General features: G+C 59.2%; 17 protein-coding genes. 2 read left to right on the top strand and 15 right to left on the bottom strand.

Going from position 1 to position 20,582, the window contains the following annotated elements; genetic code table 11:
• The first annotated feature begins 213 nt into the window (after positions 1-213).
• On the top strand, positions 214-1,050 hold the full coding sequence (locus ACMLHG_RS11000; protein ID WP_295810630.1) for an AraC family transcriptional regulator: 837 nt from the start codon (positions 214-216) through the stop codon (positions 1,048-1,050).
• A gap of 12 nt (positions 1,051-1,062) precedes the next feature.
• On the opposite strand, the gene ACMLHG_RS10995 is transcribed toward ACMLHG_RS11000, so the two are convergent.
• From ACMLHG_RS10995 to ACMLHG_RS10970, 6 genes are all read right to left on the bottom strand, one after another.
• A complete protein-coding gene (locus ACMLHG_RS10995; RefSeq protein WP_417170527.1) occupies positions 1,063-2,274 on the bottom strand; it encodes a cofactor-independent phosphoglycerate mutase in 1,212 nt (403 codons plus the stop codon).
• A complete protein-coding gene (locus tag ACMLHG_RS10990; protein ID WP_294433217.1) occupies positions 2,271-2,585 on the bottom strand; it encodes a DUF167 domain-containing protein in 315 nt (104 codons plus the stop codon). Before ACMLHG_RS10990 ends, ACMLHG_RS10995 begins: the two co-directional genes overlap by 4 nt.
• The gene (gene ftsH, locus ACMLHG_RS10985) at positions 2,557-4,599 is read right to left on the bottom strand and encodes an ATP-dependent zinc metalloprotease FtsH (RefSeq protein WP_295810623.1); all 2,043 of its coding nucleotides are present in this window, start codon (positions 4,597-4,599) and stop codon (positions 2,557-2,559) included. The genes ACMLHG_RS10990 and ftsH overlap by 29 nt, the downstream gene beginning before the upstream one ends.
• Positions 4,600-4,738: 139 nt before the next feature.
• Positions 4,739-5,281 carry an FHA domain-containing protein gene (locus ACMLHG_RS10980; RefSeq protein WP_294433214.1) on the bottom strand — a complete coding sequence of 181 codons (543 nt, stop codon included), beginning with the start codon at positions 5,279-5,281 and terminating at the stop codon, positions 4,739-4,741.
• A 123-nt stretch (positions 5,282-5,404) separates the two neighbouring features.
• Positions 5,405-6,382: an ABC transporter ATP-binding protein gene (locus tag ACMLHG_RS10975; protein ID WP_417170526.1), complete on the bottom strand. Its 978-nt coding sequence runs from the start codon at positions 6,380-6,382 to the stop codon at positions 5,405-5,407.
• On the bottom strand, positions 6,382-7,146 hold the full coding sequence (locus ACMLHG_RS10970; protein WP_294433211.1) for a PP2C family protein-serine/threonine phosphatase: 765 nt from the start codon (positions 7,144-7,146) through the stop codon (positions 6,382-6,384). The genes ACMLHG_RS10975 and ACMLHG_RS10970 overlap by 1 nt, the downstream gene beginning before the upstream one ends.
• A gap of 217 nt (positions 7,147-7,363) precedes the next feature.
• Here ACMLHG_RS10970 and ACMLHG_RS10965 point away from each other — a divergent pair, with 217 nt between their 5' ends.
• Positions 7,364-7,714 (top strand): DMT family protein, encoded by a 351-nt coding sequence (locus ACMLHG_RS10965; RefSeq protein WP_294433209.1) that lies wholly within the window; start codon positions 7,364-7,366, stop codon positions 7,712-7,714.
• A 10-nt stretch (positions 7,715-7,724) separates the two neighbouring features.
• Here ACMLHG_RS10965 and ACMLHG_RS10960 read toward each other — a convergent pair whose 3' ends face one another.
• The 9 genes from ACMLHG_RS10960 to ACMLHG_RS10920 all read right to left on the bottom strand — a co-directional run.
• Positions 7,725-7,994: a hypothetical protein gene (locus ACMLHG_RS10960; protein WP_295810617.1), complete on the bottom strand. Its 270-nt coding sequence runs from the start codon at positions 7,992-7,994 to the stop codon at positions 7,725-7,727.
• A gap of 24 nt (positions 7,995-8,018) precedes the next feature.
• Positions 8,019-10,538, bottom strand: coding sequence for a hypothetical protein (locus ACMLHG_RS10955; protein ID WP_417170525.1), 2,520 nt, complete (start codon positions 10,536-10,538; stop codon positions 8,019-8,021).
• A 12-nt stretch (positions 10,539-10,550) separates the two neighbouring features.
• Positions 10,551-11,339, bottom strand: a complete 789-nt coding sequence (locus tag ACMLHG_RS10950) for a prepilin-type N-terminal cleavage/methylation domain-containing protein (protein WP_417170524.1) — start codon at positions 11,337-11,339, stop codon at positions 10,551-10,553.
• Complete coding sequence (locus ACMLHG_RS10945; protein ID WP_295810609.1) at positions 11,326-12,363, bottom strand: LacI family DNA-binding transcriptional regulator; 1,038 nt, start codon at positions 12,361-12,363, stop codon at positions 11,326-11,328. Before ACMLHG_RS10945 ends, ACMLHG_RS10950 begins: the two co-directional genes overlap by 14 nt.
• 183 nt (positions 12,364-12,546) lie before the next feature.
• Positions 12,547-15,801: a hypothetical protein gene (locus tag ACMLHG_RS10940; protein ID WP_417170523.1), complete on the bottom strand. Its 3,255-nt coding sequence runs from the start codon at positions 15,799-15,801 to the stop codon at positions 12,547-12,549.
• Between the two features lie 16 nt (positions 15,802-15,817).
• Positions 15,818-16,639: a prepilin-type N-terminal cleavage/methylation domain-containing protein gene (locus tag ACMLHG_RS10935; RefSeq protein WP_417170522.1), complete on the bottom strand. Its 822-nt coding sequence runs from the start codon at positions 16,637-16,639 to the stop codon at positions 15,818-15,820.
• A gap of 34 nt (positions 16,640-16,673) precedes the next feature.
• Complete coding sequence (locus ACMLHG_RS10930) at positions 16,674-17,855, bottom strand: substrate-binding domain-containing protein (RefSeq protein WP_417170521.1); 1,182 nt, start codon at positions 17,853-17,855, stop codon at positions 16,674-16,676.
• A gap of 201 nt (positions 17,856-18,056) precedes the next feature.
• Complete coding sequence (locus ACMLHG_RS10925; RefSeq protein WP_417170520.1) at positions 18,057-19,676, bottom strand: TIM-barrel domain-containing protein; 1,620 nt, start codon at positions 19,674-19,676, stop codon at positions 18,057-18,059.
• 28 nt (positions 19,677-19,704) lie between these two features.
• Positions 19,705-20,582 (bottom strand): IS3 family transposase (locus tag ACMLHG_RS10920; RefSeq protein WP_417170519.1); only part of this gene is annotated, 878 nt, incomplete at its 5' end.

Genomic DNA, 20,582 nt, shown 5'->3' with positions numbered 1-20,582 from the left:
TTTCAATATAGCAGATCCCGGTGGAAGCGTCAATATACCCCGGAGTCTGTTTTCTTATCCTTTCAGATTATGGTAAAACAGGGGGAATTTATCGTTGATCGTGCAGATTTCATACAATCAAGACAGAAAATCCCCTGCAAATCAAGGTTGCATTCTTGATTTTTTGAATTATATTTTTGATTAATCAGATCAAAAGCAGGGGGGAGGAAGCCCATGAAGGCAAAAGGATATTTCCGGCAAAACTGTCTGGCAAACTACGATTATCCGATGCCGTTCGCCGTCCGTTCCATCGGCTGTACGACCATGAAGGCGGGCGAAGCGGATATCATTTCGGGAGCCCTTCGTCACCCGTCACTGGAGATCAGCTGGACCATCTCCGGCTGCGGCGAGATCATCCACTACGGTCAACCCTTCGAGATGAGGCGGAATGACGTCTTTCTCTTCCTGCCGGACGAAACCCATCACTACCGGGTGAAGAGCCGGGAGTGGCACTGGCGCTGGCTCTGCCTCGATGGACCGCTTGCCGCCGCAATGCTGCTCGCCTGCCGCCTTCCCCGGAAAATCTCCTGCGACTCCGGGTTTCCGGAAGCTCTGTTTCGCCGGATCGAGGAGAATATCAGCACCGACTCCCCCGGCATGCTCGCCGAACTCTCCGGCACCGCCTGGCAGATCATCGCCCGTCTGATCGGCAGTCACCATCCCGGCTTTCACAAGGATATCTACGAAGAGTGTATGGATTACATCCGCAACCGCTATCAGGAGCCGGAACTGGGGATCGATTTTCTCGCCGAACATGTCGGTGTTTCCCGTTCCACCCTCACCCGGCTCTTCCGGGAACGGCGGAACGAACCGGTCAGCGCCTGCATCCGGAATGTCCGCATGATGAATGCCATCGCTCTGCTGTCAGGAACCGACTGGCCGATCGCCGAGATCGCCCGCCGTTGCGGCTACCCCAATCCGGTTTCCTTCACCCGGCTCTTCACCCGCCGGGAGCACTGTTCCCCCGGCGAGTACCGCCGCAGACAGCGCAGCGGCGGAACTTCGGAGTAACCCGAGGGCGGCTCAGAGGCCGAGCACCTTCTTCACCAGCTCATTCCCGCGCAGAAACCCGAGGGAACCGGTGGGAGCGAGGGTTTCGCTGAAACTCTGCACCGAATCCGGCTCGATTCCCGGCCCGGCGATCGCCAGCGGCACCGGCGTCGTGGTGTGTTTGCGCAGTTTGATCGGCACCGGGTGGTCCGGCAGAACAGCAAAGGTGATCCCCTTCCCCTTCAGCGCCGCAAGAACCGATGCGACGATCTTCGAATCGAAATCCTCAATCGCCTGCATCTTCAGCTTCAAATCGCCGAGGTGGGAGCATTCGTCGATCGCCTCCACGTGGACATAGACCAGATCGTTGCGCTGGATCGCCTCCAGCGCCGCCGCCACCTTTCCGGCGTAGTTGGTATCGAGGAATCCGGTCGCTCCGGGCACCTCGATCACCTCCATGCCGCTGCTCTTGCCGATTCCCTTGATCACATCCACCGCGCTGATCACCGCGCCGCGGCGCCCGTCATAGCAGACGCTGAACGGTTCCAGACGGGGACGGCGGCCGGGACTCCACGGCCAGATCCAGTTCGCCGGCGCCTTCCGGCCGCGGTTCAGCGGATGCGCCGCCAGAAACGCGGCGCAGAGCTGCCCGAGCCGGTCAAGAAACTCCACCGTATAGGCGGCCTCCGGCGAATCATCCGCCGCGGAAAGCTTCAACTCGGCAACCGGCATGTCCTGCGAAGAATCCGGCTTGAAGTAGTGAATCCGGTCGGAAAAACGCTTCCCGTGCAGCACCAGAAGATTGCGATAACTCACGCCGGAGTGAAAGGTCACGTCGCTGTTGCCGAACTGTTCCTGCAGATCATGCATCAGCTGTGCGGCGGTCTCGTTGTCGATGTGCCCCGCCGAATAATCCCGCAGAACGCCGTCGCTGGAGACATAAACCAGATTGCACCGGAACGCCACATCGTCCGGCCCCAGCTCAATCCCCTGACTGACCGCCTCGATCGGGCCGCGCCCCGGATAGTTGCGCTCCGGATAAAATCCGAGCACCGACATATTCGCCACGTCCGACGAGGTCGGCAACCCCTCCGGCAGGGTCAGAAACGTACCGTTGACCCCCTCCCGGGCGATGGAATCCATCGCCGGAGTGTTCGCCGCTTCCAGCGGGGTTTTTCCGCCAAGTTCCGGCAACGGCTCATCGGCCATGCCGTCCGCGAGAAAGATAATAGCTTTCCGATTCATTTTTCCATATGCTGCGTTAAAATTGCTTTGAGTTCTTCGGGGGTGACGCCGGCGAGTTCCAGCACCTTGCTCCGGCCGGTCTGGCCGGATTTGAGCTCGACACTGCTTTTGGGAATGCCGCACCAGTCGGCGAGCAACCGGCAGAGCGCCTGGTTTGCCCGGCCATCCACCGGCGGCGCCTGCAGAGCGATCTTCACGGCGTCGCCGTAACTGCCGGCAACCGCGTTGCGGCTCGCCCCGGGCTGCACCCGGAGCGAAACTCGGCAGCCGCCGGCAACCGGCTTAAAGGCTGTTTCCGACAGTTCCGGCATCGGTGGTGGGCCTGATCTCCTGCGCCTTCCCCGGAACATCTTCGCGCTTTTCCGCCTCCGGATTCAATCCGAGCAGCGTATTGATCTCGTCGATCGAAAGCGTCTCGCGTTCCAGCAGCGCCTGAGCAAGTTTTTCCAGCTCGTCGCGATGCGTCTTGAGGCATTCGCGCGCCGCGTTCATCGCATTCGTCACCAGCCGCCGCACCTCGAGATCGATCTCGCGCACCGTCTCCGGGCTGCACGATTCCGGCGGCGGCATGTCAATGCGCATATGCGGGTGCGCCGGGAAGTCGCCGCACTTGGTCGGCCCGATCTTGTCGCTCATACCGAAGATGCAGACCATCCGGCGGGCGATCGAAGTGAGATGGTTGATGTCGCTCGCCGCACCGGTGGTCACATCGCCGATCACCAGCTCCTCGGCGGCGCGGCCGCCCATGGTCATCGCCATCTCCGCCTCAAGCTCCAGCTTGCTGCGGGTGTAGACATCCTCCTTCGGCATCGTAAAGGTCGCGCCGAGGTAGGACTGCCCGCGCGGGATGATCGTCACCTTGTGCACCGGCGTACAGTGCTCGTTGTGAAGCGCAACCAGCGCATGGCCCGCCTCATGATAGGCGGTCAGGCGGCGCTCCCGCTCGGTGATCTTGCGGCTCCGGCGCTCGGTGCCGTAACTCACCTTATCGCGCGCCTCTTCAAGATCCGCCTGCGTAACCGCCTCCCGGTTCCGCCGGGCGGCCAGCAGCGCCGCTTCGTTGCAGAGATTCGCCAGGTCGGCACCGCTGAACCCGGGCGTCGTGCGGGCCACCACGTCGAGGTCGATCGAGGGATCCACCTTGATCTTTTTCACATGCACATCGAGAATCTTGCGCCGTCCGGCGATGTCGGGCAGATCCATCACCACCTGCCGGTCGAACCGCCCCGGCCGGAGCAGTGCCGGGTCGAGCACATCGGGCCGGTTGGTCGCGGCGAGCACAATCACCCCCGCCCGGCTCTCCAGACCATCCATCTCAACCAGCATGGCGTTCAGCGTCTGTTCGCGTTCGTCATGCCCGCCGCCCCAGCCGGAGAAGCGGGAACGGCCCACCGCGTCGATCTCATCGATGAAGATCAGGCAGGGCGTGCTCTTGCGCGCCTGCTCGAACATGTCGCGCACCCGGCTCGCGCCGACACCGACGAACATCTCCACAAAATCCGAACCGCTGATCGAGAAGAACGGCACGCCGGCTTCGCAGGCCACCGCCTTCGCCATCAACGTCTTACCGGTACCGGGATCGCCGACCAGAAGACACCCCTTCGGGATCTGACCGCCGACCAGCTGGAAACGCAACGGATCCTTGAGGTACTCGACGATCTCGCCAATCTCCTCCTTGGCCTCGTCGGCCCCCGCAATATCGTCGAACTTGACGTGCAGTTCATCCGGCGGAATCATCCGCGCCTTGCTTTTGCCGAAATCCATCGCGCCGCGCCCGGTCATCCGCATCTGTCTGGCAGTGAAGAAGTAGATCACGCCGACAATCAGCAGTACCGGCAGAATCCCCACCAGCAGAAAGTTCCAGAGACCGGCGTTGTTGGAATCCACCCGGACCCGGATGCCGTTCATGAGCTCGGCCAGACGCTCGGAGTAGATCACCCGTGTCTTGTAGGGAGTCAGCCCGGAAAGATTCCCGCGCCCCCCCCGGGTGCTTTCCGGCGCCTTGTTTTCGACGACCTTGCTCTCCGAACCGGCAGCACCGCTGCGGAGTTTGCCTTCCACGTTGAAAATGCGGTCGCTCTCCGCGGTCATTACTGCGGAAGCAACCTTCGACTCCCGCAAGAGACGCTCAAATTCACTCTGCGAAAGCGTGACCACCTTCGACGGGCCGTATCCGCGGAACAGCACCAGCGAACCGATCGCCAGCAGCAGAACCAGCCAGACCACGGCGGCCCGGCTGGAACGCGGAGCCGGCAGACGCCCCCGCTGAAACGGGTTGTTCTTCTCGCGGCCCGGACGATCTTCTCCGACCCGCTTCGGATCCATCTCGTTTTTCTCTTTATTCTCTTTTTCTTGCATCCGGAAAATTACTCCTCTTCAATCAAAAACCACCGCCCTGCCGGCGAACCAGAGCCACCGGACGGGACGGCTATCCTGTCGTTTCCCCCCTGCCGGTGAAACGAAATCACGAAAATGTCTCGAGCATATTGATCAGCACCCAAATCACCAGCCCGACCACAGCGAGCGCCGTCAGCGCCACCACGCCGATGATCGCCTTCTGCACCATCGCGTGTTTCTTGCGCTCCCCGGCGGCAAACGGCGAGAGATTGATCATCGTCTGAACCGTCGAAACATTGCTGTCGATGCTGGAGAGGTCGATCGTATGCGTCTTGGTGAAGCTCCCCGATTCGCCGCCTTCCTCGTTGCTGTCGAACAGAACTTCGACGCCGCCGAGCAGAATGAGGTCGGAATTCTTCAGCACCTGCTCCGTAATCGGAACGTTGTTGATCCGGGTGCCGTTGGTACTGTCGTTGTCACGCAGAATATAAACGGTCTTCCCGTTCTGTTCGCTCCGGATGATGTCGGCATGATGACCGCTCAAGCTGGAATCCTTGATGCAGATATCCATCCCATCCCGGCGGCCGATGCTCATCTGATCCTTGTCGATCTCGAAGGTCTTGCCCCGAAGCTTTTCATACAGAACTGTCAATTTCGGATGGTCCGCCATAACCCCATGCCCTCTATAGTCGAAACGGTTATACTCTCACAGATACACTCTTTTCTCGAAATATAATCCCTCCGGCCGGATTTGCAACATGGAATCGCAGATTTATCTCAGAAAATCCGCACATTACGCCGTTTGCTCCCCTTCCACGGGGTAAAAACAGGCGCACTTTCGCGCCGATCCCGGCACGGCGGCAAGCGGCGGCGCCTCCCGGCGGCAGCGCTCCTGCGCCCGCGGACAGCGCGGATGAAACGGACACCCCGCAGGCGGCGACAGCGGAGAGGGCACATCACCGGGCAGGACAATCCGCTTCCGCCCCGCCGCATCCAACGTCGGAACCGCCGACAGAAGCGCCCGCGTATAAGGATGGCGCGGCGACGCCACCAGCTCCCGCGACGGCGCGCTTTCAACGATGTGCCCCAGATACATCACCAGAATCCGCGAGGAGATGTGTTCGACCACCGCAAGATCGTGCGCGATGAAGAGAAACGAAGTCCCGGTCTCCCGCCGGATATCGTCGAGCAGATTGATGATCGCCGCCTGCACGCTCACGTCGAGGGCGGAAACCGGTTCGTCGGCGACGATGAAGCGCGGCTCCGCCGCCAGTGCGCGGGCGATGCCGATCCGCTGCCGCTGCCCGCCGGAAAACTGATGCGGATACCGATAGAGCGCCTCCGCCGAAAGTCCGACCCGTTCGAGCAGTTCCACCGCCCGCCGCTGCCGCGCCTCCCGCTCCAGCCCGGAGTGAAGCGCCAGCACCTCGTCGAGCGCCGCCCACACGGTCAGCCGCGGATTGAGCGAACCGTAGGGATCCTGGAAGATCATCTGAAAGTTCCGGCGCGCCCGGCGCAGTTCACGCCCCCGCAGCGCCGCCATGTCTTTTCCATCGAGCAGCACCCGGCCCGAAACCGGTTGCTCCAGCCGGACCAGCGCCCGCCCGAGCGTGCTCTTGCCGCAGCCGGACTCCCCGACCAGACCGACCGTCTCGCCCGCCTCCAGAGAGAAGGAGACCCCGTCGACGGCACGGACAAACCGCTTCGGCCGGAACCAGGAGCCGCGCACCGGGTAGTGCACCTTGAGATCTTCCACCTCCAGCAGTGCCATCAGCTCCCCCTCTCGACGAATGCGGCGATCACGGTGATGTTGTCATGCCCGCCGCGGAGCAGCGCGGTGCGCATCACTGCGGAAACAGTGTCGCGCGGCACGAAGGCATCCTCCAGCGCCTCCCGCAACTGCCGGTCGGAAGAGTAGCGGTACGCGCCGTCGGTGCAGAAAAGATAGCGCGCCCCCGCCGGTTTGCGAAACACCCGCACGTCGAGCGCCAGCTCCCGCCGGGGCCCGACCGCGCGCATGATGACATTGCGGAGCACCGCGCGGTTTTCCGGATTTCGCCCATGGGCGCGCAGATAGGCGGCGCTGAGCGTATGATCGACCGAGAGCTGACGGAGCGGCCGGTCCGGCGGCAATTCATAAAGCCGGGTATCGCCGGCGCTGGCCATCACGAGAGAATCCTGCAGAAAAAGCACGGCGAGGATCGTGCTGCCCATCGGGCGGCGGAGTTCCTCAAAGTAGTTGCGTTCGAAAATCTTCCGATTGATGACCCGGATTTCATCCCGCAAAAATTTTTCCGCCTGCAACGGGGTGGAGAGCTCTTCGTCCGGAATGCTGAAATAGGCGTCAGCCAGATCGCGGCAGCAGATCAGACTCGCCATGCCGCCGTTGCTGTGGCCGCCGACGCCGTCGGCGACGACGGCGAGGATGCTCGACCGCTCCGGCAGAGCGACAATGACGAAATTATCCTCATTGTGCCGCCGGACCAGCCCGGGATTGCTTTCGCCGGCAATGGTGATTCCGGTACGGTTGGGCATAGTAAATCCAGAGATTTCCGTTATTTCTTTTCGTTGCGCCTTGCAAATGGCGCGTTGATTGTATCTATTATAACGTTGCACAACGATGTTTTCAAACCGGAAAGAGAGAAAAGATGCATTCGCTCCGCAAAAAAAGCCGTTCCGCGGATTTCCGCGCCGGATTTCCCGCCTGCAAGGCACTTTCCTTTTCTCCGGCGGGATCAACCTTCAGGCGAATATGATGAACATACCTCCGACGGCGCAGACCATCGGTCTGCTGATTCTTTCCAACGTATTCATGACCTTTGCATGGTACGGCCACCTGAAAAACCTCTCCAACCGGGCGTGGTATGTCGCCGCGCTGGCGAGCTGGAGCATCGCTTTGTTTGAATATCTGCTCCAGGTGCCCGCCAACCGGATCGGTCACACCACGCTTTCGCTCGGGCAGTTGAAGATTCTTCAGGAGGTGATCTCACTCAGTGTCTTCGTCCCCTTCACCCTGCTTTACATGAAGGAATCGCTCTCGTGGAACTACCTCTACGCGGCTTTCTGTATTGCGGGAGCGGTGTTTTTCATCTTCCGCGGCTGAAGCGCGGCATTCAAGCGACGACAACCCGTTTCCGCATCCTCGAAGCAATGGCCCGGCGCCACGCATTCACTCGTTCCGGCAGCGGGAAGTTTCTGCACTTCCACGTTCCCTGCCGCCCGAGCCGTTCCGCCTTCTCCACGCCGAGCGGATGGTATGGCTCCAGCGTGACCTCTTCGATGCCGGAGAGCTCCTCCGCCAGTGCGGCGATCGCGACAAGATGGTCCGGGGAATCGTTGACATCGGGCACCAGCGGGCAGCGGAGAAAAATCGCCGCTCCCACCGTCCCGGCATGCGACGCCGCGCTTCAGCGAGAGAGCGGCAGAAGAATGGAACTCTGAGCCGGAACCGTGATCTCCGCATCCGGCAGACTCCGCGCCGCGTTGACGGCGGCGGGCAACTTGCCCCGGTAGGGGGTCTCGGCGGTGTTTTCCACCAGCAGCCATTCCCCGTTCCGCATCAGCCGCAAGGCGCCGGAGGACGGATAATATTCAACCCCGCAGAAGTTGAGGATGTTGGAGAGGAAGCGCGTCTCCTGCTCCGGAGAGAACAGCCGCTTTTCCGAACCATCCGCATTCAACTGCCACGGCAGCAGGCCGAAATGGATCACGTTCCGCCCGTTCTCGCGCTGGAGAGCGTAAACGCTGTTCCCCTGCCCGTCCACCGCGAACGACGTGCCCTTCATTCCGGCGACGTAGGGCAGAGCGCGCCCGCCGAGCCCGGGGGCGTCGTATTCCAGCTTCATCCCCTGCAGACCCGCGAGCAGAGCGTGCGGCGAATTGCCGAACTGGATCTTCGCCGCCTGTTCCCGGACGGTTCCGCCGGTGGCGAAGAAGGTCGGCTCCGGCTCGGTTCCCCGGCGCCAGGCGGAACGGGACGTAACATCAAACGCCTCCGGCGCGACCGGCGAAAGCAGTTTCTCCGGTCCCGGCGCGGCCACAGTTCCACCCCAGCCGAGGATCAGCAGATCCGTTGTGGTTCCGGCCAGCGCCTTGCGCATCCAGGGGTACACGGCGGGCTGCTGCACGATCACCAGTTTGTAGCGGTTCAACAGCTCGGTTGTCACATACCCTTCCGTGAGGAAATCAAACGCCACATTCAGTTTCAGCAGCGGTGCAAGGATGTGAAGCTGCTGCTGGACCAGGCGGTGCGGGAGCCAGCGATCCTTTTCCAGCAGGGCGTGCAGTGAGATGGTGGGCAGAATGACGGCGACCTGGCTGAACTTCTCCGAAGTGCGCAGTTTTCTCACCTGCTGCATATTGTCCGCCAGAGTCCGCAGCAGCGCCGGGGTCACCGGTGAGCCTTTCATGCCGTGGTAGCGGGTCAGGTGATTGGAAGGGGTGTTGTCCGGGAAATTCCCCAGAACGATCGGCATCGGCAGAACGCGTTCCAGCGCGGCATAGCGGGCATAGGTCAGCGCCCGCCGGGCATCCACGTAGGGCGACCAGAGGTCATATTCGAGCAAGTTGCTCTTTCGGGAATGGCCCTCCACATTGAGTCTGGTGTAGCTGAAGGTCGTGCCGCCGTCGAGCCCGTCTTTGCCGGGCACACGGGGATAGAGATTGGAGGAGGAGTAGAAGTTGAAATCCGGATTCCATTCGATGAAGCCCGGTTCCAGTCCTCGCAGGCTCATCGCCCCGACATAGTGCATGGTGCCGATCAGCGCCTCCGGATCCTCCTCGCGGATGATCCGGGCAAGTCCCGCGATATAATCCGCCCCGGCCCGGCTGCGCCAGTAGGACCACAGATAGGTCTGCGGATCGAGCAGAATATCCCCGTCGGAGGGAACCGGCCAGCCGCTGACGGGCCGCCCCAGCTTCGCGGAGAATTCCCGGTAGGAGTCGAACGCCTCCGGACTGAAACCGCTCAGATAGGTCATCTGCGGCCACGGTTCGGTGTCGTAGAAAAACTCCGGCGACATCAGGGTGTAGCCGAACACATAGGGATTGTTCTGCTTATAATAGCGGACCGCCGCCCGCAGGCCGGTGTGGTACTCCCGGATGAAATCCCGGTCAAAGAAGTTCACCGTCCGGTGCTGAGCCCGCATCCCCGTCTTCTTGCGGCCATCCTTCGCCTGCAGGATCACGTCGCGGGGGTACAACGTGAGATTGCTGAATGTCGCCACCGGGTGGAACCGCACCAGAATCCGCGTGCCGTACCGCATCGGCAGATACATTTCGTTCTCGCCCGGAACATACCGGTAACCGTCGCCGATCTTCTTCCCGGGCGCATTGCGCAGGATGTAGAGACCGCGCTCGGAGGCGTCGTAGGGGAGCTGGGAGTAGACGTGAAACAGCTTTTCCGGCGTCACGCTGTAGAGCATCATCATATTGAGATCGTCGAGCTTCGCAGGAGCATGCTTTTCCGCGAAGAACTTTTCCCGCGGCGACCGGGTCGAAACCAGCAGTTCCCGCAGGAACGGTACATTCTTCCCCTTTTTCACCTCCAGCCGCACCCGGTACTGAAAATACCGGCGGCCATCCGCATCGGGAACCGCGCCGTTGACCGCCTTGCGCCAGGCCGGAACCGATGCCGCCGGGTCAAACGGTTCCGCCGCGGAGCGATACTCCACCGAAACCGCGGTGCCGGGCGGCTGTTCGGCAACCCAGCCGGTGAACCGGGCGGAATTCGTTTCGCCGAGGTCGATGATTTCGGTGGAGAAGGTTCCTGCCGTCGCTCCGGGGACGAGGCGGATCAGGCCGTCCTGATCAAGCCGGGTCTGCTGAAAGATTCCCCGGGCGAAGGTCTGCTTGTTTTCCAGAAACTCGCCGGCGGCCGCACTCCAGGCAAGCAATCCGGCGCCGAGCAAAATGCAAACTCGTCTCATGGCGGCGATTCCTTATTTTTTCGTCAGGTCCCAGGCGTCGCCGCTGCCGCGGATCGGCCCCGACTGCGTCGTGGAGGCGTGCCCGTCCCAGTACACAATATTCACCATCAGTTCATGCCGGTAGGCAATCCGGTATCCGCTGCCGTAGACCGTTCCGGCCGGACCGCTTTCGTCGGCATTCAGGACCGTGATGTAATCGTCGCGGTAGCTCCAGTGCAGCTGGTAATCCAGCCCGTCGGCAAACTGGATCTTGTCGGAGGGGCGTTTCACCGCATTCAACTTGAAGCCCCGGAACAGCAGTGAGCCGCTCGTATTGGGTGCACTGGTGTAGTTCAGGCCGAAACTTTTATCGAGCAGAAACCCGGCGGAACCGGCGACGGATCCCTCCAGCAGCGAAAAGTTCGCTTTCGGGCAGATGAACTTCTGCGGCACCCGCCGGGTGGAGGAGATATCCGGATTCAACCCCAGATAACTGCGGAACGGCGCCACCCGGTCATATCCGGTCTGCGAGCCGATGGCCCCGTAGGAAACCGGCACCGACCAGCCGCCGAAATCATTTCCATACAGAATATTGGCCATTCCCAACCCCTTGACCAGCGAGACGCAGGTTGCCGTGCGTCCCTTCTCGCGCGCCTTGTTCAGCGCCGGCAGAAGCATCGACGCCAGAATCGCGATGATCGCGATCACGATCAGCAATTCTATCAGAGTAAATGACGGGAACCGTCTTTCTCCGGAACGGGGAGAACGAAGCGACCGGGACCCCCTTTCTTCCGCATGCCTCATCGCGTTAAAACTGTACATTTTCCTTTGCTCCTTCGTCTGCAGTGAAATCCACCGGCACCTTCATCTGTACCATGTCCGTATCTCCTTCGATCAATGCGAACATTTTTTCCATCGCCTTCAAACCGATTTCGAAGTCGTTGGTCAATGCCGAAATGTAGTGGTCCGACATCAGCCGGGTCCCCCGCTGGCCGTCAAAACTGCCGACCTGTACCGGCAGGCGGTGCGCCTCAATGTACCGGACGGCGCCGCGCGCCAGTTGCGGAGCCGTCGCCAGCAAAGCATCGAATTCACCGTGCTCAAGCAGTTCCGCGGCCAGCCGTTCCCCTTCCGCCTCGGTGTAGTCGCTGTAACGGATCGCCGACTCCTCCAGCGTGACGCCGGCCCGCGCCATCCCGGCGGCCAGTTGCGAAATGATCGACGTATCCTCTCGGCCCGCCAGCCAGCAGAAGCGGCGGCATCCCTGCGCCTTCAGCCGACTGACGATTCCGCAGGCGGACTGTTCGTAGTCGCTCGCGACATAGTGCAGCGGCTCATCCGGGGAAAAGTCCGGCATCGACGTCAGAAAAATACGCGGCTGCGTCAGCTCCACCAGCTCCTGCCAGTACCCTTCCGACCGGTGCGCGCCCCAGATCAGCAGCCCGTCCACGAAACCGGAACTGAACATCGCCTCGTACCGGTTCCCGGCTTTGTATTCCGGGCGGTTGAAGAGCAGCAGCAGATTGTAGCTGGTGGTGCTCAACGCCTTCTCGATCCCGCTTAAAATATCCACAAAATGTGTGTCGTGAAAGACGTTGTGCCCCATCTCCTCCTGCGGCGGCACCAGCAGGCCGATCACGGAGCTGCGCCGCTTGAAAAAACGCTGCGCATTCACGTTCGGCACGTAGTTGAGTTCCCGCGCGGCCTCCCTCACCTTCCGGCGCGTGCTCTCCGGAATCGACAGAGCCCCGGTGTGATCGTTCAGCACCTTCGACACCGTGCAGGTGCTCAGACCAACGTAGCGGGCCAGCTCCCGGATCGTGCAGTTTTTTCCTTTCCGCTCCATGACAGGATATCTCAAGATTTAACACGTTAAGTTAACACGTTATCTATTATACCAGAAAGATCGGCCAATGTCAATAGCCAAATGAAAAAAAATCAAAATTTTGCATAATCCGCCGCCCTCCCTGCAAAAAGAACCGGGGGAGGAATCCCCCTCCCCCGGAACAGGTTAACAGGAAATCCGACGTCACCGGGTCAGATGGTAGGCCATGACGCCGCCGGGGAACTGCGTGGTATCCGCCGTAAAGCGGAAGACACCGTTCTGCAGTGTTCCCTTCACCTCGCCGTACGGCACGCCGTCGCAGCTGAGCGCCGTCACCCGGAAGGGACGCGCCGAAGCGAGTTCCACCGTCGCACGCCCTTTCTGAATCAGCAATGGGAGATGGCCGGTTTTCGTCACGACCTTCCGGCTCTCATTGGTGAAGCGCAATCCCGTGTTCGCCACGTTGGTGAGCTGGATCACCAGCACGGAGGAGCTTTCCGTCAGCGGCTTGTCATCGAGCGAAATCGCCGCGACCGTCTGGAAACAAGTCGCCTCCTTCACCCGCAGCGCCCCGGCGGCAAGACTGCCCGAAGCAAGTGTGATCGATTCCGTCCGGGGCGTCGTCACCGTGAAACTGGACGCATTGCCGTCGAGCCGCAACTGACCGGTGACGCTCCGGGCAATGCGCTTCTCGTTCGCTTCACGCCAGAGCTTTGCGATACTCGTATCCTTCAACGCGGCGGGATTCTTCGCCTGCGCCGGAGTAAGCTCCACCGTTCCCCGGGGCACCGTGCGATCCCCCTCCGGAACCGAACCGATGCCGGCGATAAGACCGAGATTCTGAAACGTCACCGGAAATGCATCAAACTCATTTCGTTCAAAGCACTTCGGAGAAACCGTATAGGCATATGTCACCTTCGCCGGCGCAACATCGCCTCGCCGGAACATCGCAATCGCAATCCGGTCCGACAGTTGCGCCATCGGGTCGTTGACCACGTCGAATCCGTAGGCGCCGCCGACCTTGTAGATTCCGCTTGCGCTGTGGCTCCAGGCGAAACGGTAGAGCGCATCCCAGTTCTGCAATGCGGCGTAGGCGCCGATCAACGGGCCGCCCTCCGCACGGTAGAGGTTCGGGTTGCAGTAGTTGAACTCGGTCACAATGAACGGCTTCCCCGGCAGGCGGGTCGCCATCAGATTCCGCGGCACCACCGCCATGCGGCGGAGCGCCGACACCTGCCGGTAGCTGAAGGGCAGACTCCACTGCTTCTCCGGGAATCCCGGATGATCGAAGTAGGCATGATTGTCCACCAGGTCGAACCGCCACCGCAACAGGGTAAGTGGAATCTGGTTCTGATGATTCAGACTGGTCACCATCGCCTTCACGTCCAGCGTCTCCTTGACGAAACGGATCTGCTCGGCCAGCACCCGGTCCTGCAGTTCGTACAGGAACCGGAGGAAAACCGGATTGGTATTGGAGGCCGCTCCACCCTTGAGTCTCTTCTTTGCGCAATACTCCGCAAATGCCGCTTCATACAGCTTGACACTCGACGAAGTGCGGTTCCAGTTTCCGGTCAATACCTCCTCGTTAACCAGATTGATGCAGTAGAGCGCCGGCTCCTCCGCCCAGGTGAGGCCGGTGTAGGGATTCTTATGGCTCATCCACCGCCGCGCAAACTCCTTCCAGTTCTCCATCGCCGCCCGGCTGACCGGCAGGAGCATCTTCATCTGCCGCTGGTCGTAGAAGTCGCATTCGGGGATGTTGTCGCCCGGCTTGAACACCCGGTTGGTGTAGAGGTCGGTGGTCACGTAGATCCCCTTCTCCTTCATCCGATACACCAGATAATCAAGCTGATCGAGCTTCGCGGCGGAGAAGGTCAGCGTATCTTTCGCCTTCCGGTCCAGAAGTTCCGTGTCATGGTGGTGAATCCGCACGGTGTTGTAGCCGCAGTAGACAAAATAATCGGCGAGCTGGTCCACCGTCTCCTTCTTCAGGAAGCTCGCGGAAAAGCAGAGGTTGGGTCCGTAGAGCCGAATCCGTTTCTGCGGCGCCTTCTCAAATGTGAGCGTCCCTTCCGGCGTCGGCCGGATGAAGCCGTACTTCCCGGCCGGAGCATCGGCGAGGAAGGAGAAGTCGAGCGCGCTGCCGCGGTTGATTTTCCGCTGGAATGCGAGCGGTTTCCACTCGTAGTTCGCTTTCATTTCCAACGGTTTGTCGCTCACCGCGGCAAAACGGATCGGTTTGTCGGAGAGGGTCACGCCGACGATCATCCAGACCGTCTCCGGCGTCGCCGTCTCGAAGCGCAGCGATTTCGGTCCGGGTTTCGGCAGAGCAAAACTGGATGCGTAAAGTCCGACAAGAGCCTCCGGATTCTCCACACTCCACACGATCGCCGCATTTTTCCCCCGGAACGGATTCCACCAGTTACCGCAATCGCGGCCGGCCACCACCGGAATGCGGACCGAAGAACCATCCGCGTACTGTGCAATCACGGTGCCGAGCGTCGTCCCGTTCGCCGGGGTCCAAGCGGAGGCGTGCAGCAGATTGACCGCTCCGGCACGGTTTTCCGGCAGTGGGAGCGTAGCGGCCGGAATGGCGAAACCGCGTTGTTTGCCGGCGAGCACCAACGCGGCGCGACCGCCGTTCTTCGCCGGGTCGAGCACCTCGAACGAGAGGGCGCCCGTCCGGACCGTGCCGGGTTTCAGTTTCCGCAGATCGTTTTCCGGCCCCTGATCGGTCCAGCCGCCCTTCCCGTCTCCCGGCGCCTCGTCAACAAAGTCCATGTTTGCCGCCTTTTTCAGACTGACCGGCTGCAACTTGACGGGAATAATACGGAACGAGAGAGCAAGTTTCGACTCTTTTATCTTGCCGCTTCCCGGCTCGGCTCCAAAGCGGAACGAAAACGTATCACTGTCAAATTTCCGGTTGTCCTGAATCGTCAGCCGGAGCGGATTTCCGGAGACCAGCACCTCATATCCGCCGGCGACCGAGAAGCGAAACTCTTTTGCATTTGGATTGTTGAGTAAAGTCATCACGGAATATTTTTCGGGCAGACGGACCGGTTTGCCGTCGACGAAGACCATCATCTCCGCTGTGGGAACCAGAAAGACCCCGTGAAGCGCATTGACCACCACCGGCTCGCGGAACTTCGCCTGAAAGTTGAGCCGGAACTCCGCATCGCCGGTCGGAGTGATCCCCTCCGTGACATCGGCTTTCTGTCCCCCGACCGGCATGACTGCCGAAAGCGTCAAGCCGCTCCGGTTCAGCTTCGCCTTCCGGTTCTGCCAGTTTCCGTTCAATGACGGTTTCCATGCCGAGGAGTAGTTCTGGATATAGAACTCCGCATCGCCGATCCGGAAAGAGCCGTTATTCGAAAATTTCACCGTTTCCGGAAGTTCTGCCGCAGAAAGCAGACAGGCAACCGCAGCAACAATTACAATCAGGATCTCTTTTTTCAACATTGTCTGTACATCCTGCTTAGAGGTTTTGATAAATCTGCGGCCATTGTGCAGGGGAAAGGTTGCCGTTTCCATCAATAAAACGCCGGAAATTCGTCGGAGAGGCGTAAAGTTCCTGCGGACTTCCTCCCTCGACGTGCCCATCCATGTAGGCTACATTTGCCCGGTTGGAATGACGCAGAGTAAGTCCATAATCGCTCGAGATATTATGCACGGGGATGTTCCAGACACAGTATCCGAACTGATTGCTGCTGTTCAAATAACCGCTGTCCGCCAACATGACGGTGCCGCTCGGCTGCTTCATCTTGAGCAGAGAAAAAAATAACGAAGAGTTGGAGTCGGACAGGGTGACAGCAAACTTCCCCAGCACCACCTGTTTCGTGCGATTGGTATAGTCGAAATCAGTCTGATAATATGGCATGCCGTAGGTCCGGAACCGCAGTTGCGACTCCTGATCTGCGGTCGGACTCCTCCGTACCGTGGGACAGACCAGCACGGAATTAAACAAAAAAGAGTTGCCCAGCGAGGTGTAACTCCCCGGCAGATATTTGTTCTCGAGCAGAATGCCCCCCCAGGAATCATGCGAGCCATTGTTGGAAGAGCGAAACAGAATAAGGTCGTTAAAATCGTTGGCATAAACCAGATTCGCAGAAGCACACTGCTTCTGATTGTTGATGCAGGTAGTGGACTTTGCCTTCTCCCTTGCCTGATTCAATGCCGGCAGCAGCATTGATGCCAAAATCGCAATGATAGCAATTACAATTAATAATTCTATAAGTGTAAATTTTCGTTGTCCTTTCCTGAGCGAAAGCCACAACTTGTTTACGATAAAAGTTTTCATAATCTTTTCTCCCTTCGACTCTATGTGACGATGTTCATGGAACAGCAATCAGACGATCCGAATCGACCAGGATGGCTCCGGAAGCCGATTCCTGCCGGTAAATCCGAGTGGTTTCTCCATAACAGATGGCATCGACGCGAACGACCGTGGTACTGTTCGGTCGCCCCGGTTCTTGTATCTGCCGGAGCAGTTTCTCCACCGCAATCCGGACCGACTCCTCAGGCTTGCTTACGGTAGTGGTCAGAACCGGTTTCAACGGAATACCGCAAACATTGATTCCGCCACAACCGATGATGGAGAAATCCCTCCCCGTCGACAGACCTAGTTTTTCCGCTGCCGCAATAATGCCGTACGCCAGAAAATCGTTTCCTGCATACACCGCAGTAGGACGGTTTCTGCGGCAGAAAATTTCATAACCGACGGCAACACCGTCTTCATATTCCAACCCTTCGGGCTGGAAGAAAGTGATGGTTTCACCGGTAAGTCCATATGTTGCAACGGCATCCATTACCCCCTGCTTCTGTCTGGCAGCAAACTGGCTGTGAGGCGGGGCGGTAACGACGGCAATCCGGCGGTGCCCCAGATCCAGCAGATGGGCCATGGAGATCATCGCTCGTTCTCGGTCATTGTGCATTACCATATCGAAATCTACATCACCGGAATCCTCCTCATCCAACCCGCCGATCAGCACAACGGGTATATTGGCCGCCTTGGCTTTTTCCGCAAGCCGGCGGGAGTTGTATCCGCAAAGAAGCAGCCCGATACAATCCTTGTAATGCAGCAACTCTTCCGGCAACGGGGAATCCGCCTCGTGCTGGTGGATGCAGAGCCGATATCCCGCCTTGCGCAACTGCTGTTCCAGCCCGGAAACGATAATCCACCAATAGGAACCGACCAGCCCTTTCAGGTTGGAAAGAACAGCATAAATGCACCCGGGAGGCTCCAACATTCCAGTCGCCATTCCCGGCAGAGTTTCTGCAACAAAGGTGCCGCAGCGGGGACGGCGGAGAAGAAACTGCTCCTTCGTCAGAATATTCAGGCCGTTTTCAATCGTGACGGCACTGAGATGAAGCAGTTTCTGGAGCTCCCGCGAACCGGGGAGCTTCTCCCCCGGCGCAAGGACGCCGGTAAGAATCCACTGCCGCAACTGGTCCGCCAGCAGCTGATACAACGGCAGATTCTTCGCGGTATCCAGATGGAACTTATTCCATTTCATCGCACAAAACCTCTTTTATCTGCCCTTAATCTTCATAATTTTTCCTGTAAATATTATAATCAAAACCGCTTTAAATGTCAACAGAAAAATGCAGATTTATCTATATTTTAAGAACAATAAGTGCAGATTGTCGCCTTTCCGTCAGCGTTTTCCGCAGCGAAACAATGACGGAAGGCGGGAAATCTCCGGAATGATAAGCGATCAACTGCGATGACGCAGGAGATTGCGCCGCACCAGCGCGCGGAGGATTTCGCAGAATTCCGGGTCGGCAAGATCTTCGCGATTGAGGTAGAGCGAAACGATTCCAAGCGACTCCATCTCGCGGAAGAAATCGTATCCGCCGCGGTAGGAGAAGGCGCCGAACGAAACGTGATCGGGATCCACCGGCAGACCGTATCCCGACGCCTGCGCAATCCGTGACCGGATGCGCATCTCCTCGAGACCGTGACAGGGCAGTGCGGTAAAGTCGTTGAGCCGGATCATGCTCTGCCACGGCGTGAAGTAGGGATTCACGCTCTGGCAGAGAATCAGCGCCTCCGGCTTGACCGCGGTCATCGCCTCGTACACCAGCCGGAACCGCTCGCGGAGGTAGCCGACTCCGCAGACCGAACAGCACCCCGGCTTTTGCGGCAGAAGCGCGGTGAAATCATATTTGATCCCGTCCGCATTGTAACAGCCCGGATCAGCGGAGAGCATGCGGTGCGCATCGTCGCGCAGCCGTTGACGCCATGCGGGCGAATCGAGATTCTGCATGTTGCCGTCGAGCGTCTCCTCTGCCGGCAATCCGGAGCCGTAGGTACAGACCCAGAGCAGGACATGGCGCCCCTCGGCGTGGCGTTTTTCGATGAATCCGCGCAGGTCGGGCCATCTGGTTTCATCGCATTTCCAGATGCCGTGACGCCGGGGATCCCCCCAGAAATCATCCAGAATGATTGTGTCGAAATCAATCCCCTGCTCCTGAAAGTACGCGATGTGCTCCTCGTAATTGGCCTGCGTGCAGAGATCCTGCCGGCTGCCCTGAAACCGCCAGCCGCAGAGCGCGACGCCCCGGTGCCACGCGGGAGCGCTCCGGACGAGCGGCCCGTACCGGCCGGGCTCCACAATCGTCTCCGCATGCCGGCGGAAAAGCTCATACTCGTCCTCCAGATCGAACCGCAGAACCAGCGCCGGAGCCGACAGACGCGAACATGCGGCCTTGCATCCCCCGTAGCCGACGCTCCAGCAGAACGCATGATCCCGGCCGGGAACGGAATCAAATTCATAAAAGTCGAACTCCTCCTCTTCCGGCTCCAGTTCGAACCCCATCCAGCGGCCGTTCTCCTGCTGCGCGGCAAAACACCAGGGCGGCGGCGACAGCAGACCCGGCGAAAGCCGGACCGGCTCCTGACGCCGCAGATCGTGCCCCAGCGGCAAAGTTCGGTCCGGCCAGCCCGGCGTGAACAGCTTGTCGCTGAAAAGTTTCGACCCGCGCCCGAGATAGAAGGCCTCCGGCAGAAACGGGGCGCCGCCGGTCCGTTCGGCCTTGAACTCAATCCGGTCGGGGAAAAAGGTGATTTCACTCCGGACGGAATCTTCACTGCGGCAGACGAGTTTCAGTCGATCGGTTTCGCCGCAGAAATCCTTCCGTTCCAGTTCCAGCTGAAACGGCCCGGACTCCGGCGAGAATCCGGCGTCCGGAACGAAGATGAGATCCGCATACCGGGAACCGCGGCCGTACAGATGCAGCAGCCCATCGCCGCTCCGGATGAGACAACGGTAATGATCGGTACAGAGATCCAGCGAACCATGACTGTAGTGACCGGCACAGAAAACTTTCCCCATTGCGCTTCTCCCCCGCTTGGACAACATTTTATTGAAAGATTGGTGTAAAGACCCTTGGCTTACTATATCCCATTGTTTGCCGATTACAAGTTCCGAAATAGACTTCATCCGGCGTCCGATATTGGAGTGCCGAATGAATCCGCCTTGAGTTGTAAAAATTCACATAATGTTCGACGCCGAAGCGGAGCTGCGGCAAGCTGATATACTCTTTAATTTTGATGTCCTCATATTTCAGCGCCCACCAGAATCGCTCCATCTTTGCATTGTCCAAGCAACGTCCCCGCCCGTCCATGCTGATCAGAATGCCATGAGCCCGGAGTTCTGTTACAAACTCCGAGCTGGTAAACTGGCTTCCTTGATCCGAATTGAAAATCTCCGGTTTCCCGTAGGAATCCATCGCCGTTTTTAACGTTTCGACACAATGAAAAGCATCCATTGTATTCACTACGTTATAAGCCAATACCTTGCGGCTGAACCAGTCGACAATTCCAATCACAAATGCTCGATGACCGGCAACCGCCGTGTAAGTAATGTCTGTGCTCCAGACCTGATTCGGGCGCTCTATCTTGCATTTACGCAGAAGATAAGGGAATTTCTCATGTTCCGGATGAGGTTCCGAGGTATTGAAACGCGGACATGGATAGACTGTCCGCAGATTCAAGCATTTCTGTAACCTGCGCACCCGTTTATGATTCACTCTGTACCCGCGACGTTTCAGTTCCGCAGTCAAACGAGGAACTCCGTAAAAGGGCGTCTCCATATAAATCTCCATCATTTCGTCCTTGACCTGTTCGTCGGAAGCTGTCCGGGAAATCTCCCTTTGGCTTTTGTAATAAAAGCTCGAATGAGGAACCTGAAGCAGCTTCAACTGACGATTCACGCTTAAAGCCGGATTCTGATCGCTTA

The sequence above is a fragment of the Victivallis sp. genome (assembly GCF_048170485.1).
Classification (GTDB): domain Bacteria; phylum Verrucomicrobiota; class Lentisphaeria; order Victivallales; family Victivallaceae; genus Victivallis.
The sequence above is the reverse complement of the archived record's forward strand: the minus strand, read 5'-3'. Positions and strand labels throughout refer to the sequence as shown.

Coding starts and splice junctions, on each gene's coding strand:
- ACMLHG_RS11000 (WP_295810630.1), top strand. CDS start 214: ATGAAGGCAAAAGGATATTTCCGGCAAAACTGTCTGGCAAACTACGAT.
- ACMLHG_RS10995 (WP_417170527.1), bottom strand. CDS start 2,274: ATGAATCGGAAAGCTATTATCTTTCTCGCGGACGGCATGGCCGATGAG.
- ACMLHG_RS10990 (WP_294433217.1), bottom strand. CDS start 2,585: ATGCCGGAACTGTCGGAAACAGCCTTTAAGCCGGTTGCCGGCGGCTGC.
- ftsH (WP_295810623.1), bottom strand. CDS start 4,599: ATGGATCCGAAGCGGGTCGGAGAAGATCGTCCGGGCCGCGAGAAGAAC.
- ACMLHG_RS10980 (WP_294433214.1), bottom strand. CDS start 5,281: ATGGCGGACCATCCGAAATTGACAGTTCTGTATGAAAAGCTTCGGGGC.
- ACMLHG_RS10975 (WP_417170526.1), bottom strand. CDS start 6,382: ATGGCACTGCTGGAGGTGGAAGATCTCAAGGTGCACTACCCGGTGCGC.
- ACMLHG_RS10970 (WP_294433211.1), bottom strand. CDS start 7,146: ATGCCCAACCGTACCGGAATCACCATTGCCGGCGAAAGCAATCCCGGG.
- ACMLHG_RS10965 (WP_294433209.1), top strand. CDS start 7,364: ATGATGAACATACCTCCGACGGCGCAGACCATCGGTCTGCTGATTCTT.
- ACMLHG_RS10955 (WP_417170525.1), bottom strand. CDS start 10,538: ATGAGACGAGTTTGCATTTTGCTCGGCGCCGGATTGCTTGCCTGGAGT.
- ACMLHG_RS10950 (WP_417170524.1), bottom strand. CDS start 11,339: ATGTACAGTTTTAACGCGATGAGGCATGCGGAAGAAAGGGGGTCCCGG.
- ACMLHG_RS10945 (WP_295810609.1), bottom strand. CDS start 12,363: ATGGAGCGGAAAGGAAAAAACTGCACGATCCGGGAGCTGGCCCGCTAC.
- ACMLHG_RS10940 (WP_417170523.1), bottom strand. CDS start 15,801: ATGTTGAAAAAAGAGATCCTGATTGTAATTGTTGCTGCGGTTGCCTGT.
- ACMLHG_RS10935 (WP_417170522.1), bottom strand. CDS start 16,639: ATGAAAACTTTTATCGTAAACAAGTTGTGGCTTTCGCTCAGGAAAGGA.
- ACMLHG_RS10930 (WP_417170521.1), bottom strand. CDS start 17,855: ATGAAATGGAATAAGTTCCATCTGGATACCGCGAAGAATCTGCCGTTG.
- ACMLHG_RS10925 (WP_417170520.1), bottom strand. CDS start 19,676: ATGGGGAAAGTTTTCTGTGCCGGTCACTACAGTCATGGTTCGCTGGAT.